4 protein-coding genes are annotated in these 16828 nt (G+C 63.0%); all 4 read left to right on the top strand.

The annotated features are described in order from the left end of the window. Window positions 1-17: 17 nt before the first annotated feature. Window positions 18-4151 carry a non-ribosomal peptide synthetase gene (locus QQJ96_RS07485; RefSeq protein WP_284331354.1) on the top strand — a complete coding sequence of 1378 codons (4134 nt, stop codon included), beginning with the start codon at window positions 18-20 and terminating at the stop codon, window positions 4149-4151. After that, window positions 4148-5869 (top strand): DUF885 domain-containing protein, encoded by a 1722-nt coding sequence (locus tag QQJ96_RS07480; protein WP_284331353.1) that lies wholly within the window; start codon window positions 4148-4150, stop codon window positions 5867-5869. The genes QQJ96_RS07485 and QQJ96_RS07480 overlap by 4 nt, the downstream gene beginning before the upstream one ends. Continuing rightward, window positions 5866-12501, top strand: coding sequence for a non-ribosomal peptide synthetase (locus QQJ96_RS07475; RefSeq protein ID WP_284331352.1), 6636 nt, complete (start codon window positions 5866-5868; stop codon window positions 12499-12501). Before QQJ96_RS07480 ends, QQJ96_RS07475 begins: the two co-directional genes overlap by 4 nt. Before the next feature lie 38 nt (window positions 12502-12539). Next, window positions 12540-16828, top strand: a 4289-nt coding sequence (locus tag QQJ96_RS07470; protein WP_284331351.1) for an amino acid adenylation domain-containing protein, incomplete at its 3' end; no start/stop codon positions are given.

Here is a 16828-nt window from a genome sequence, read left to right as displayed (position 1 = left end):
ACAACAAGGGAACAGGCATGACGGAACAGCGCGGAATACCCAAGACGTCCGCCGGCAAGCGCAGCTTGCTGGAGCAACGCCTGAGCGAGGGCATTGCTGCGCTGGTGAAAAGCGCCAGCGGCAGCACGCCTGCTCCCGCGGGACCGGTACACGATCCGGATCTTTTCCAGCCCTTCCCATTGACCGATACGCAAGAAGCCTACTGGGTGGGCCGGCAGGCAGCCTTCGAGCTGGGTGGCACATCCTTGCACAGCTATCGGGAAAGCGAACTCGAAGATCTCGACCTCAGCCGCTTGAACGATGCCTGGATGCAATTGGTGCAGCGGCACGCCGCCTTGCGCACGGTCGTCACCGAGTCGGGCACCCAGCGCATCGTCGAGGATGTGCCCGCATACCACATCGCGCTGACGGATCTGCGCGAGCAGAAGCCGGCGGACGCCGAACAGCAGTTGCTGGCGGTCCGCCATGACATGTCGCACCGGCTGTATCCCCTTGACACCTGGCCGCATTGGGAAATTCGCGCGACCCGGCTGGATGAGCGCCGGACCCGCCTGCATATCAGCTTCGACGGCATCCTCATCGACGACCGCAGCTATCAGATATTGATACGCGAATGGTTCAAGCTGTACCTGTATCCGGGAACCAGCTTGCCGCCGCTGGGCTTTTCCTTCCGCGAATACGTTCTGGCCGAGCGCGCGCAGCGCGAATCGGAAAGCTATCGGCTGGCATTGGAGTATTGGCGCGAGCGGATCACCCGCCTGGCGGCTGCGCCGGAGCTGCCGATGCCAAAGGGGCTCAAGGCCACCACCGGGGTGCGCTTCACGCGCTATCAGGACCGGCTCGATCCGGACAGCTGGGAGCGATTGAAGCAATTGTGCCTGGCGCACAAGATCACCACGGCAGGCTTGCTTCTTTCATGCTTCATGGAGGTATTGCGCCGCTGGAGCAAGTCGCCGCAACTGACGGTGAGTGTTCCTACCCTGAATCGGCCGCCGTTGCATCCGGATATCCATGACATCGTCGGTGATTTCAGTTCATTCATCCTGATCGGCAATGACGGCGCCACCTCTGGCACTTTCCTGGCACGGATACGAACCATCCAGCAGCATTTGTGGGAAGGACTGAATCACAGCCAGGTGAGCGGGGTGCGCATCCTGCGCGAACTGATGATGCACCGGAAAACCACGGCGGCGGTGCAGATGCCCGTCGTGTTCACCATGGCCTCGAACCTGCGTGATTCGCAGGGCACCCCAGCGACAGGAAAGAACGAGTCGGCCGGCGTGCTGTATGGCATCACGCAGACGCCCCAGGTGTATCTCGACCACCAGGCGGCGGAAATGCAGCAAGCCCTCAATTTCAACTGGGATGTCATCGACGAATTGTTTCCGCCAGGGCTCATGCAAACGCTGTTTTCGGCGTATGGCACGCTGTTGCGCAACCTGGCGATCGATCCGGCATTGCTGGAGGCGTCGCATCCGGTCGGGTTGCCAGACGAACAACGCCTGGAACGCGAGCGCGCCAATGCCACCGATACGCCAGTCATTGACGGGAGACTGAATGACTTCGGCGGCGGTGCCGTGCCAGCGGCGCCAGCGGTGATCGACGATGAGCGCACGCTCAGCCACGGCGAGCTGGAGTCCTTATCGGATCAGCTTGCGCTGCGGCTCCAGCACGAGCAGGTCAGGCCGAACGAACTGGTGGCCATTTTGGCCGACAAGGGCTGGCGGCAAGTGGTCGCCGCGCACGCGGTGCTCAAAGCCGGAGCCGCTTATTTGCCGGTGGCGATGGATCTGCCCGCAGACTACAGGCAGCAGCTGCTCGAACAAGCGGCGGTGCGGCTAGTGCTGACCCAAGCTGGGCATGATCCGGGGGTGGATGCCGAGCGCAGGTCTTACCTCCTGGTGGATGCGCCGCGAATGTCGGTGGATGCCATGCCGCCTTCCACCCCATCGGCAAATGACCTCGCTTACGTCATCTTTACCTCGGGATCCACCGGCGCGCCAAAGGGAGTGATGATCACGCATCAAAGCGCCGTCAATACCGTGCATGACATCAACACGCGTTTCAAGCTTGGCGCAGACGATCGCGTGTTGGGGATTTCGGCGCTGAATTTCGATTTGTCCGTGTATGACATTTTCGGCACTCGTGCCGTCGGTGCTTGTCTGGTACTGCCTTCGGGGCGGAAAACGCGTGATCCGGCTTATCTGTTGAATCTCATGCATGAGCAGGGTGTCACGGTGTGGAACTCCGTGCCGGCCTTGATGGAAATGGTGGTGCAATATGCCCAGGACACCGGTGCGCGCTTGCCATCCACATTGCGCCTAGTGATGTTGAGCGGCGATTGGATCCCGGTGAGCCTGCCGGAGCGCATCCGTGCCTTGTGCGGCCATGCGCAGATCATCAGCCTCGGTGGCGCGACCGAAGCTGCCATCTGGTCCATCGCCTATCCGATCGAACAGGTGGACGACAGATGGGTGAGCATTCCCTACGGCACCCCGCTCGCCAATCAACGGTTCCATGTACTGGATGCGCAGGATCAGGACTGCCCGACCTGGGTGGCCGGACGATTGTGTATCGAGGGAACCGGCGTTGCGGCGGGTTACTGGCGAGATCCAGCCCAGACAGAACGCCGGTTTCGGCACCGCGCAGGCAGCGGTGTGCGCCTGTATGACACCGGCGATTGGGGACGTTATTTGCCCGGTGGGCTGATTGAATTCCTGGGGCGCGAGGATCGGCAGGTCAAGATCAACGGCTATCGCATCGAGTTGGATGAGATCGAATCGGCGCTGAGCCGGCATCCTGCGACGGAGCGTGCGATCGTGCTGAAGAATGCAGCCGGCCAATTGCACGCCTTCGTTGTGCCCCGCAATGACGCTGCGCTCGCGGCCGAGGATTTGAAGGCCTTTCTGGCGGCATGTTTGCCCGCTTACATGGTGCCGGCGCAGATTCAGCCACTGGATGCCTTGCCTCTGACCGGCAACGGCAAGGTCGATCAGGTTGCGCTGCTTGGCATGCTGGCGACCGAGCAGGGCCGCACAAGCGAATCTCCGGCGCGCAGCGCGCGCGCCGAACGGCTGCTCGATGATGTCCGCCAGGTGCTCAAGATCGACACGCTGGATACGCGCAAGAGCCTGATCGAATTGGGGGCCAGTTCACTGGAGATCGTCCGCATTGGCAATCTGGCGCGTTCGTATGCCCCGGCGCGATTGCGGGTGGAAGATTATTTCGCGGCCCCCTCGCTCGACACGTTGCTTACGGCCTTTGTCGACGAGCCGCGCGTACAAACGCCCGATCGCCCGTCCAGGCAAACGCTTGCCATGACAAGGGCATCGCTCGAACCAGCACTGTCCATCGCTCCCGGCGGCGCGCATCGGCTGCCGACCGGTGCCGCGGTGCAATTGCTACGCGGCCCTGAAAGCGAAAACGAAGCGGCACTGCGCGAAAGGCGTCGTTCGCACCGCCGCTATGCCTTGCAGCCGATCCCCTTTCGCTTATTCGGCGAATGGCTGCAATCCCTGGCATCGTTCGCCGAGCATGGCAGGCCGCGCTATCGCTATGCGTCAGCCGGCGGCTTGTATCCCGTGCAGGCCTATCTCTACGTGAAGCCCGGCAGGATCCATGGGCTGCTCGGCGGTCACTACTACTACCACCCTGAGCAGCACCGGTTGTTCGAGCTGGGCGACGGGGTGGCGTGGGACAGGCAAGTGTACGGCGAACAGAATCGCGTCATCTTCGACCATGCGGCTCTGTGCGTCCTGCTGGTCTGTCCGGTCGACCTGGTCGAAACGCACTATGGGGAATGGGGTTACGACCTGGCGATGTTCGAAGCGGGCTCGATCGCCCAGGTGTTGCGTGATGCGGCGGCACCGCTGGGACTGGGCATCTGCAGCATCGGCACCTTGGATTTTGCGCGGGTGCGCCAGGTGCTCGGCCTCGATGATCGGCATCTACTGCTGCATTCGTTCGTCGGTGGCGCGATCGACCCTCATGCCGACCAAACCATGCCCGAGAGCGGCAGCCGATCCGACTTCGAACGCGCCGCACAACTGCTGCAGCGTATTGCTGCGCTGGGCGATACCGATGCCGAATATCTGAGCCAGGCGAGTTCCGCACCTGCCTCGTCTCCCTCTCCCCGCAAAGGATCAGCGTGACGATCTCACCGGCCGGCTATTTTCAAAATTTTCTGCCGACTTATCTGGCGGACGACCCGGAGTTGCTGACCGCGTTCGGCCTGAATACCGCCGACGGCCTGTTGTCGGATGCCACCGAGCATTTCGTTTCCCGGCGCATCGCCAAGGCGAGGCAATGCCTGCAGGATCTGCAAGCCTTCGACGGGGAGCAGCTCAGTCGCGACGAAAGCCAGTCCAAACAGATCCTGCGCTGGTATCTTCAAAGCGTGGTCGATGGTGAGCCTTACAGCCGGCACAGCTATCCGGTTCACTCGCGCGGTGGGCTCAGCGATCTGTTCCTGAGCGGCATCCCACAGCAATGGCCGTTGCTCATGGTTCACGGCCATCCGCTCTATACGCGCCAGGATGCCTACAACTACTTGTCGCGCCTGCATGCCGTCAGCGGCAAGTTCGAACAATTGCAAAGCGCAATGCTGGAGCGCGACCGGCAAGGTCATGGCGCCCCCGCGCTGGTACTGCGCAAGGCGATTGAGGCGATGGAGGCCGGCATTGCTGTGCCGCCACACGAGCATCTGCTGCTGGTGAATTTTCGCGCCAAGCTCCCGGTCATCAAGGATGTCGGCGATGCTCAGCGTGGCGCGCTGACCCAGATGGTCGCTGCGGCGATGACAGACAGCGTCTATCCGGCCTACCGGCGGCTGATCGAGGCTTGCCGTGGATTGCTTGAGCGCGCCCCTGCAGCGTGCTCACTGAGCGCGCGTGAACGCGGCGCGGACTACTACCGCTATCTGCTCAGGAAGCACACCACACTGAGCACTCCGCCGGAAGTTCTGCACGCGCTCGCTCATGACGAGACACTGCGCCTATGCGAGGCCATGCGCAGCCGGATTGGTAGCGTGGATTTGGGTGGCTGGCAGCAACATCGTGCCAGGACGTCCAGCCAGGAATCATTGCTGGACTTTGCGCAGTCCTGCATTCAGCGCGCCGGCCGGTACCTGGATCAGGTGGTGCCGCGTCCGCTGGCCAAACCTGTGAAAGCCGCACCGATGCTGGGCTGGATGCGGGCTCATGCCGGGCAGGGCTATTACGAAGCACCTTCTTGTCTGACCGGTGGTTTTGGCGTGTTCCATCTCAATCTCGACAAGCTCATGCGTGATGAGGCGGTTCTGCCAACCCTGACCGCGCACGAGACAATTCCCGGACACCATCTGCAGTCGGTCTATCTGTACAACCGTGATCCGGTGTTGCCGCCATTTCGTGGTGCGCTGCCGTTCCGCGGCTATACGGAGGGCTGGGCGGTCTATGCCGAGGGACTGCTTGCGGAGCTGGGCTTCTACGAGAACGACTCATACGGCGACCTGGGCCGGCTGGAAACGGCATTGCGGCGTTCGGTGCGATTGTTGCTGGACACCGGCATCCACTATCACGGGTGGTCGGTCGACGAAGCCGGAGCGCAAGCCAAGGCCATGCTGGGGGAGCTTAGCTGGCTGGATGAGGAAATCGAGCGGGTCTGCATCGAGCCAGCCGCAGGCGCCGCTTACAAATGCGGCGAACTTGCGTTGTTGCGGCTGCGAGAATTGGCCAAGGCGAAGGCCGGCATGGCGTTCGATCTGCGCGCGTTTCATCACCAGGTACTTGAGGTGGGGCCATGTCCGCTGCCACTGTTGGATGACATCGTCATCGGTCGCGAACAAACCGAACCGGCACTGAAGGATTGCGAGGAGGCGCAAAGCCGATGAACGAGGTCACCGTCGGCGAGCACGCTGCGCAAGCGTTGCCGGAGCAGACTTTGGAGGCCGAAGCGGCGAAGCCGGTATCCGGCGTGGACCGCGGTCCGCTGTCGTTTGCGCAGCAACGCTTGTGGCTGTTGGCGCAGATCGAGGGCGGCAGCCAGGCCTATAATCTTTCCAGCGCGATACGCTTGCGAGGCAGCCTGGATGCGCAGGCGCTGCGTCGCGCACTGGATCGCATCATCGCGCGCCACGAGACGCTACGCACCACATTTCCGTTGGTGGACGGCGTGCCGGTACAGCGGGTTGCCGCGGCTGAAGAGAGCCGGTTTGAACTGACTGAGCTGGACTGGCGCGTCGATCCGGACTTGGAAGCGAGACTGCGTGAATTGGCAAGGGACGAACCCGCCCGTCCGTTCAATCTGCTGCACGGCCCGTTGATCCGCGGTCATTTGGCGCGGGTCGCCGATGCCGAACACCTGTTGCTGATCAGCATGCACCACAGCATTTCCGATGGCTGGTCCAAAGGCGTGCTGATCAATGAATTTTGCGCGCTATACGCGGCTTTTGGCGCGGGTCAAGCTGATCCGCTAGCCCCGCTGGCGCTGCAGTACGCGGGCTATGCACTCTGGCAGCGGCGTTCCATCGAGGGCCGCAAACTGCGCCGGCACGAGGATTACTGGCGGCAATGCTTGGATGGGGCGCCGGTCTTGCTGGAGTTGCCGACGGACTTTCCACGCCCAGCGCGTCAATCGTTCGACGGAGCGCTGGTGCAGCTCAAGTTCGATGCAAGGCTGACCAAACAGCTGAAGGAACTGAGTCGGCGCCACGGTGCGACGCTATACATGACCATGCTGACCGCATGGGCGATTCTGCTTGGACGGCTGTCGGGGCAAGTAGACGTCGTGGTCGGGACCCCGGTGGCCAATCGCGGCCGCAGCGAACTGCAGGCGATGATTGGCTTGTTCGTCAACACACTGGCCCTGCGATTGGACCTGTCCGGCGTACAGTCCGTCGCAGAATGCCTTGCGCAGGCACGCACGCAGGTACTGTCGGCGCTGCAATACCAGGACCTGCCCTTCGAGCAGGTGGTCGAGTTGGTGCGGCCTCCACGCAGCACCGCGCACAGCCCGATCTTCCAGGCGATGTTCGAGTGGCAGAGCATCCCCAAGGACGAGCTGAGCTTGCCTGGACTGCTGGTTGAGGAGGTCCGCGCGCCGGATTCGTATCGAGCATCCAAGTTCGATCTGACCCTGTCCCTGTACGAACACGACGAATGCATCTCCGGCGGTATGGAATACGCCACGGCCTTGTTCCTGCCGGAAACGGCGGCGCGCATTGCCGATTGCCTGCACGTGGTGCTGGAAGCGATGGTCGCCAATGACCAGCAGCGCATCGATCGCCTGCCGCTGCTGGGCGCGAAAGAGCAGCAGCGTCTGTTGCAGGAGTTTGGAGCCGGACCCGCCTGCGTGCAGCACGAGACGAGTGTGCATGCGCTGGTTGAGAGACAAGCGGCCGCGACGCCCGATGCCATCGCTGTGGTATTCGAGGATGCAGCATTGAGCTACGCGACGCTCAATGCCCATGCCAATCGTCTGGCGCATTATTTGCGCGGGCTTGGCGTAGGACATGGCGACCGGGTGGCGATATGCGTTGAGCGTGACGCGGGAATGGTCGTGGCCTTGCTGGCCGTGCTCAAGACGGGGGCGGCCTATGTACCGCTCGATCCGGCCTATCCACGCGACCGGCTGGATTTCATGCTCGAAGACGCAGCACCCAAGGTCGTGTTGGCGCAGCAGCATTTGCTACAGCGCCTTGCCGCCGGAGTGAGTCGCCATCTTTGGCTGGCGATGGACAAGCTGTCGGAGCAGCCACTATGGGCGGACACCTCGCCAGCCAACCATCCGATGCAAGCGGCCGGTGCAGTCGGTGGCTTGCCGGCTTACATCCTGTATACATCGGGTTCTACCGGGCAGCCGAAGGGCGTGATGGTGAAGCACGGCGCAGTGGTGAACCTGCTGCAGTCGATGCGGACGAATCTCGTTGTCGAACCCGGTGACTTGCTGCTGGCAGTCACCACCTTCGGCTTCGATATTGCCGCGCTGGAAATCTTCCTGCCTCTGATCTGCGGCGCAACGGTGGTGGTGCTGAGTCGCGAAGCCAGCCTGGACGGCGTGCGTCTGCGCGCCGAACTGGATCGCGGCATCACGCTGATGCAGGCCACACCTGCCACCTGGAGGCTACTGCTTGAGGCGAACTGGCCCGGCACGCCACAACTGAAGATCGTGTGCGGTGGCGAGGCATTGGATCAAGCGCTGGCGCAAGCCTTGACCGCGCGCGCCTCGTGCGTGTGGAACGTCTACGGTCCTACCGAAACGACCATCTGGTCTACGCTCAAGGCCCTCGGGCCGGTGTCCGAAGCGCCGTCGATCGGTCGCCCGCTCGCGAACACCCAACTGTATGTGTTGGACGCGCAGGGCATGCCGGCGCCGGTCGGCGTCATCGGCGAGCTGTATATCGGCGGCGCCGGCCTGGCCCATGGCTATTTGGGTCGTGCGCGCCTGAGTGCGGAACGGTTTGTGCCCAATCCGTTCGGAGACGGTCCCGGTCAGCACCTGTATCGCACCGGCGATCTGGTGCGTTGGTTGAACAATGGCGACATCGCATTCGTGGGTCGCAACGATGCGCAAGTGAAACTCCGCGGCTACCGCATCGAGCTGGAGGAGATCCAGATGCGCCTGCTGCAGCATGAGCGGGTGCGGGAAGCCGTGGTCATGGTGCGTGCCCAAGCGTCCAGCGAGCAGCGGCTGGTTGCCTACTTCATTACCGAATCCCCCGAAGACCTCATAACGGCCGAACAGTTGCGGCGCCATCTGATGGCGTCGCTGCCGGAGTACATGGTGCCCGCCGCTTATGTGCGGCTCGATGCCATGCCGCGTACGCCCAACGGCAAGCTGGATAGCCGCGCCCTGCCGGCGCCGGACGAAGCGATCTCTACTCAGTCGGGCTACGTGCCACCGCAGGGCTGGATTGAAACCGAATTGGCGGCTGCCTGGGAGGAAACCCTGGGCGTGGAGCGCGTCGGGCGGCATGACGATTTTTTTGCCCTGGGCGGGCATTCGTTGTTAGCGATGCGCATGGTTTCTCGTGCACAGCAGCGGCTCAAACTTGAATTGAAAATCGGACAGGTTTTTGATCGCCCGGTGCTCGCTGAGCTGGCCGGCGTGCTCGCGGATGCGTCGGAGCCGCTTCGCGAACCCTTGCGGCCACAGCAACGCAGTGGCCGCTTGCCCCTGTCGTTCGCCCAGCATCGCCTGTGGCTGCTGGTGCAGATGGAGGGCGTGAGTGAGGCGTTTCATATCGCCAAAGGCATGCAGTTGGTCGGCAAGCTGGATCGCCGTGCGCTACGCGATGCGTTTGATCACTTGCTGCACCGCCATGAATCCCTACGTACCGGCTTTGGCTTTACCAACGATTTGCCCGAACAGCACATCGCGCCAGCGGCAGCTAGCCATTTCCCGTGGTTGGAACACGATTTGCGCGAACATGCCGATCCGCACGGGGCGTTGCTTCAGCTGGTCACAGTGGAAGCGCAGACGCCGTTCGATCTGCAGCAGGGGGTGCTGGTCCGCGGCCGCCTGATCCAGCTGGCCGATGAGCGCCATGCGCTGCTGGTCACCATGCACCACTTGATTGCCGACGGCTGGTCGCAAGGCATCATGTTCAACGACGTTACTGAGGCATATCGTGCCGCGCTGTCGGGCGATGAGCCGCAACTCGCGCCACTGCCGGTGCAATACGCCGATTATGCGCTGTGGCAGCAAAGGCATCTGGATGACTGCTTGCGGCAGCATGCCGACTACTGGAAGGCTGCGCTGGCCGGTATCCCCGAGCTGCTGGACCTGCCCACTGATCACCCGCGGCCGACCCTTCAGGACTACGCGGGTGGATTCGTGCCGCTGGAGATCGACGGGCAGCTGACCGCAGGTCTGCGCGCCCTGGGCCTGCGCCATCATGCGACGCTCTATATGGTCCTGCTGGCAGCCTGGGGCGCCTTGCTGTCGCGCCTGGCCCGTCAACCGGACGTGGTGGTCGGCGTGCCCATGGCCGATCGCAGCCATCCTGAAGTGGAGCAAGTAGTCGGCTTCTTCGTGGACACGGTTGCGCTGCACTTGGATTTGGGCGGCGCACCTACGGTTGCCGATTTGCTTCACCGGGTCCGGGCGCAAGTAATCGGCGCACAGCAGCACCGCTATCTCCCCGACGAGGTGGTCAATCAGTTGCGGCCCCGGCGGCCGCTCAATTACAGCCCGGTTTTTCAGGTGATGTTTGCCTGGCAAGATGGCCCGCGGACGGATGCGGCGCACAGCTTGCAAGGCCTGGCCTTGGAGCCGTTGGCGCTTGACCAGGCTGGGGTTGCGTCGAAACTGGATTTGACGCTGTTCCTGCAAGAAACGGGGGGCCGGATTGCTGGCGGCATCGAATATGCATCCGCGTTGTTCGAGCGCGATACCATCGAGCGTTACCGGGACTATTTCCTCGGCTTGCTTGCCGCAATGCTCGCCGATGACCGCCAACGCATCGATCGCCTGCCATTGGTTGGGGCGAACGAGCGACAGCAATTGCTGTACGGCTGGAACGCCACCGACGTCATCTATCCTGATGAGCTTTGCGTACACGAATGGTTTGAAGCTCAAGCGCGTCGTACGCCGGACGCAGTGGCCCTGGTATCCGGTGAGTTTGGCGAATATGTGCTGAGCTATGGTGAGTTGAACGCGCAGGCCAACCAGCTTGCGCGAGCCTTGCGTGAACACGGCGTGCGCCCCGATACGCGGGTGGCGATCTGCCTGGAGCGCAGTTGCGAAACAATCATCGCCGTGCTGGCCGTATTGAAGGCGGGCGGCGCCTACGTTCCGCTCGATCCGAGTTACCCGGTGGAGCGGCTTCGCCACATGCTCGAAGACGCCGCGCCGGCCGTCCTGCTTTCGCATAGCGATTTCGAGGGATTTTTCGTCGGCACCGATACTCCGATTCCGGTCATACAAATGACCGGAGCCGTCGCCTGGAACCGCCACTCGCGGAGCAACCTGGATCGACGCGAGACCGGATTGCAGCCGTCGCACTTGGCGTACGTGATCTACACCTCTGGCTCCACCGGTCGCCCCAAGGGCGTGATGACGGATCATCATGCACTGTCGGGCCATATGCGCTGGCTGGTCGCCAATTATCGCCTGGACGCGCGCAGTGCCACGCTGCACAAGGCCGCCTTCAGCTTCGATACTTCGGTTGGCGAAATTCTGCTGCCATTGCTGAGCGGGGCGCGCATGGTCATCGCGCGTCCGCACGGCGACAGGGATCCGAACTATCTCCTGGAGCTGATGCGCGAGCATGGCGTAGCACTTGTCGAGTTCGTGCCCTCGGCGCTGCAATTGCTGCTGGAGCAGATCGAGGAAGACACGCCGCTGCCGCTATTGCGCCACGTGATCGCCGGCGGCGAAACGGTGAGCCCGGCGCTGCTGCGCCAGTTCAAGCGAATCCTGCCGCGCGCCACCCTGTACAACTCCTATGGGCCTACCGAAGCAACCATCGATGTCACGCTGTGGGATTGTCGGCCGGAACAGGACACCGGCTTCGTGCCGCTCGGCATGCCGGTCGACAATACTCAGCTGTACATCCTGGATGCACATGGTGAACCGGTACCCACGGGGGTGGTTGGCGAGTTGTGCATCGGCGGCCGGCAGCTCGCGCGCGGTTATATGAATCAGCCGTCCTTTACCGCACTGAAATTCGCCTGCAACCCCTTTGAACCTGGGACGCGGCTCTATCGCACGGGCGACCTGGCGCGTCGACTGGACGATGGCCGCATCGAATTTCGCGGACGCGGCGATGCCCAGGTCAAGTTGCGCGGCTTTCGCATCGAGCTTGGCGAAATCGAAGTGCGCCTGTATGAGCATGCCGCCGTGCGCGAGGCCGTCGTGCTTGTGCGTGAAGACCAGCCTGGCCTCAAGCGCCTGGTGGCGTACTACAGTCTGCTAAGCGAGTTCGCGGACGACGTCGGCGCCAAGCAATTGCAGGAACACCTGGCCACGGTACTGCCTCCGCACATGGTGCCGGCGATCTACCTGCGGCTCGAAAGCTTGCCGCGCATGCCCAATGGCAAGCTCGATCGGCGTGCCTTGCCAGTGCCCGAGGCGGATGCCTTGATCAACGCTCACTATGAACCGCCGCAGGGTGCTATCGAGACGGCCCTTGCCAAAGTCTGGGCGGACATATTGCAGGTGGAGCGAGTCGGACGTACCGATGATTTTTTTGCGCTGGGCGGCGATTCGCTGTTGGTGGTAAGAGCCGTGATGCGCCTGCAACAGACCCAGGGCATGAAAATAAAGATCGACGATGTATTCCTGCGTCCGGTGCTCGCCGAACTGGCGAAAAGCCTGGAGGAAGTGCAGGAGCCTTCGCTGCAAACGGTGAAACTCGCCAGGCGCAAGCGTGCCCAGGTATCGCTGTCGTCGCCGATGCTGATGGCAGTCTCAAGCACGGGACGCAACATCGCTTCCCGCGACAACGGGGTGAGCTGGTACGACGTGGAAACAGGCAATGTCGTTGCATCGCAAGATGCGCGAAACGGCTCCGAGTCCTGATGCAGCAAAAACCTCCCCAACTGACAGGCATGAAGGACATGGCAACTTCCCCAGGATCATCGTCCACCGAGTTTGGTCTGGATACCGGCGAGGAAATTATCGCGGACGAGGAATTGCTGCTGTCGCAGGCCCAGGAGCGGCTGTGGTTTCTGGCCCAGTTGCGGGGATTCGGCGATACCTATCACTTGTTCCTGGCGCTGAGGCTGCATGGCTTGCTGGACAAGACAGCACTGCGGCGCGCCTTGGATCGTATCGTCTACCGCCACGAAAGCCTGCGCACCTGCTTCACCCAGGTAGATGGGCGTCCGGTACAGCGCATTGCAGACCCGGAGTATTGCGCCTTCCGCCTGGCCGAGGAGGACTGGTGTGGCAAGGATTCCACGCCGGCGGAACTGAGTCGGTTGATGAAGCGCGAGCTGCAGAATGGTTTCGATCTCGAACGCGAAACGCTGATCCGCGGACGCCTGTTGCAAGTGGACGAAGAAGAACACGTATTGCTGGTCACGCTGCATCGCTTGGTTGCCGATGTGCGGTCGCTAAGCGTGTTCCAGCAGGAGCTGGGCAGCCTGTACGGCGCGTTCCGCGCAAACAGGGAAGATCCCCTGCCCGAACTCGGCTTGCAGTACGCCGACTATGCCGCTTGGCAACGGCAATGGATGGGAGAGGCGGCGCTGCGCCAGCAGGGCGAATATTGGCAGGCTGCCTTGGCGGGTGCGCCGGCCTTGCTGCGACTGCCTTCGGACCATCCACGGCCGGCGCGCCAGCGCTTCGCCGGCGGCCTGGTCGAGCTGGAGTTCGAACCGGCGCTGACGGACCGGCTCAGACATTTTGCGCAGCGAGGGGGCATTGCGCCGCAAATGGTGCTGTTGGCCGCGTGGGGGGCGCTGTTGTCGCGCCTGTCCGGACAGGAAGACCTGGTGATCGGCACGTCCGTGGCAAACCGCCGGCCGGAAACGGCAGCAATGATCGGCTGTTTTGCCAATCCGCTCGCGTTACGCATCGACCTCAGCGGCAATCCCTCCGGCAGCAGTCTGGTTCGGCGCCTGGCCAAGCATTGGACGGAGGCCATGCTGCGCCAGGACATTCCGTTCGAACAGGTGCTCGATTTGCTGCAGCCTGCGCGCAGCCTGGCGCATGCACCCTTGTTCCAGGTGATGTTCGAATGGCAGGACTCGTCCGACGAGCCGCCGGCACTTGCCGGCTTGCGCGTCGAGCGCTGCAGCGGGTCCCTGCAACGTAGCGTTCCGTTCGACCTGATCCTCAGGCTTCGTGCCGAGGGTGCTCGTATCGTCGGTGATGTCGCATACGCCAGTGCGCTGTTCGAGCAGCACACCATCGGGCACCTCGTGGCGTGTCTGCACGAGCTGATCGGGGCCATGTTGAGCCATCCCGAACTGCCGCTGGGGCAGCTGAGCGTGCCGATGTGGGAAGAGCATGCGTATGCTCTGCGCGGCGCCCATCGTCATGTTACCGAAGCGGCGCTGGCCACAGCGGGCGCCAAGGAGACCAACGCCGGCTACGAATCGCCGCAAACTCCCACCGAAACCGCCATTGCGACGATCTGGTCGCGGCTGCTGCAAGTCGAACACATCAGCCGGAACGACGACTTCTTTGCGCTTGGTGGGCGTTCGCTGCAGATCGTCGAACTGGTTGCGCAATTGCAGCAGCAACACGGGATCAATGCCCGGCTGGAGGATGTGTTCGTCTATCCGGTGCTGGTCGACCTGGCGCGCGTGCTGGAAGGCAGTTCGCGCGCGATGCTTCCCCCCATCACCCGATCGGAACGCGGACAGCGCATTCCCTTGTCGTTTGCGCAGCAACGCCTATGGTTCCTCGCCCAGATGGCCAGCGGCAGCGAGGCCTATCACGTGGCGATGGGCATGCGCCTGGACGGTGAGCTGGATGCCGTCGCGCTGCGGCGTGCGCTCGATCGGATCGTGGCCCGGCATGAATCCTTGCGTACCACCTTCGTCGAGGTCGATGGCGAGCCGACGCAACGCATCGCCCCGGCGGAAGGCAGCCGCTTCCATCTGCTCGAACACGATCTGCAAGGGGATACGCACTGGAAGGAAAAGGTCTTGGCGCTGACGGCCGAAGAAGCGCTCACGCCGTTCGATTTAGCCAGAGGCCCGCTGGTCCGCGGTCGCCTGATCAAGCTGCAGGAACATAACCATATTCTGCGCATCACCATGCACCATATCGTCTCCGACGGTTGGTCGGTGGGTGTGTTGCGCAAGGAGTTCACCGCGCTGTACACCGCGTTTCGCCACGGCCGTCCTGACCCGTTGCCGGCCTTGCCCATCCAGCTTGCCGATTTCGCCGTCTGGCAGCGCAAATGGATGGACGGTGACGTACTGCGGCGACAGGCCGAATACTGGAAAACGACATTGATCGGCAGTCCTGCATTGCTGGAGTTGCCCGCCGATCACCCGCGTCCGGCGTTGCAACAATATCGCGGGGCGGTGGCGCAGTTGGTATTGGACGAAGCACTGTCCGCGCAATTGAAGGCCTTGAGTCGCCGGCATGGCGCCACCTTGTTCATGACCGTACTGGCGGGGTTGAGCGCGTTGTTTGCCCGGCTCTCCGGACAGCACGACATCGTGATTGGAGTGCCGGTGGCAAACCGCGTGCGCATGGAAACCGAAGGCCTGATCGGTTTCTTCGCCAACAATCTGGCGCTACGCCTGAACCTGTCCGGTTCGCCGTCCGTGAGCGAGCTGCTCGAACACACGCGCACTCAGGCTTTGAACGCGCAACAGAACCAGGACATCCCTTTCGAGCAGGTGGTGGAGCTGGTGCAGCCCGTTCGCAATCTGGGGGCCAGTCCGCTGTTCCAGGTTATGTTCGCCTGGCAGAACATCCCCAAAGGCAACGAGTTGCCGCTTGCCGGCTTGCGTCCGCGCCGGTTGCGCTCTTCCGCGCCGCGCGTCACGGCGCGTTTCGACATGGCCTTGTCGATGAAAGAACAGGGCAATCTCATTACCGGCGGCGTTGAATACGCCACTTCCCTGTTTGAGCCTGCGACCATCGAGCGTTATCTCGGCTATCTGCGCAATCTGCTTGCCGCCATGGTCACGGACGATGCCGCCATCGTCGACCGCCTGCCGTTCATCGGCGAAGCTGAGCGGCACTTGCTGGTCCACACGTGGAACGACACGCGACAGGAGTTTGCGCAGGTCGCTTTCATGCATGCACCGTTCGAAGCGCAGGTGCGGGCCACGCCGGCAGCCATCGCGGTGGTGTGCGGGGCGACGCAGCTGGATTACGCCGGTTTGAACGCACGGGCCAACCGGCTGGCGCATTACCTGCGCGAGCAGGGCGTGGGCCCGGATGCGCGGGTGGGGCTATGCCTGCCGCGCGGCATCGAGTTGGTGGTGGCGCTGTTGGCGGTGCTCAAGGCGGGCGGTGCGTATGTGCCGCTGGACCCGGCGTATCCGGCCGAGCGGTTGCAGGCGATGGTGGCCGACGCCGCCCCGGTGCTGGTGTTGAGCCGCGACGGCCTGGCGGACGCGATCGAAGGCGTGGCGCAGCTGGACCTGGGGCAGGCTGCGCCGCCCTGGGGGCAGCATGGCGAGCACGATCCATCCCCGGTGGCGGTCGGCCTGGCCTCCCACCACCTGGCCTACCTCATCTATACCTCCGGCTCCACCGGCGTGCCCAAGGGGGTGGCGATCGAGCACCAGGCTGCCTTGAATACCTTGCAGGACATCGCTCAAAGGTTTGCAGTGGATCGATCTGACCGCGTGCTGGCGCTGTCATCCGCGGCTTTCGACCTGTCCGTGTTCGATGTTTTCGGCGTCCTGATGCAAGGTGGCACGGTAGTCGTGCCGCCGCCGGAAAAGTTGCCTGATGCAGCCGTGTGGCTGCGCATCGTGAGAGAGCAGCGCATCACCATCTGGAACTCGGTGCCGGCGCTGATGCAACTTCTCGTGGAGTCCGCCCGCCAGCAAGGCGTCGCATCGCTCGATTCCATCCGCCTCATCATGCTGAGCGGTGACTGGGTACCAGTACGCTTGATAGAACAGCTGAGGTTGCTGTGCCCGAACGCAGCCATCCATAGCCTGGGCGGTGCGACCGAGGCATCCATCTGGTCGATCTCCTTTGCGCTCGCCAAGCTGGATCCCGCCCGCACCACCGTGCCCTATGGCACGCCCCTGGCCAACCAGCGCATGTATGTCCTGGACGCGCAGCGCGAACCGGTACCGGTAGGCGTGACCGGCGAGCTGTATATCGGTGGCGCGGGCGTGGCGCGGGGGTACTGGAATCGCCCGCAGCTGACGGCGGAGCGGTTCGTGCGCGATCCGTTCGCGCAGGCACCGACGGCGCG

The sequence above is a fragment of the Dyella flagellata genome, from assembly GCF_030160275.1.
Classification (GTDB): Bacteria; Pseudomonadota; Gammaproteobacteria; order Xanthomonadales; family Rhodanobacteraceae; genus Dyella_B; species Dyella_B flagellata.
Note: the sequence above shows the minus strand (reverse complement) of the source record. Positions and strands in the feature narration are given on the sequence as shown.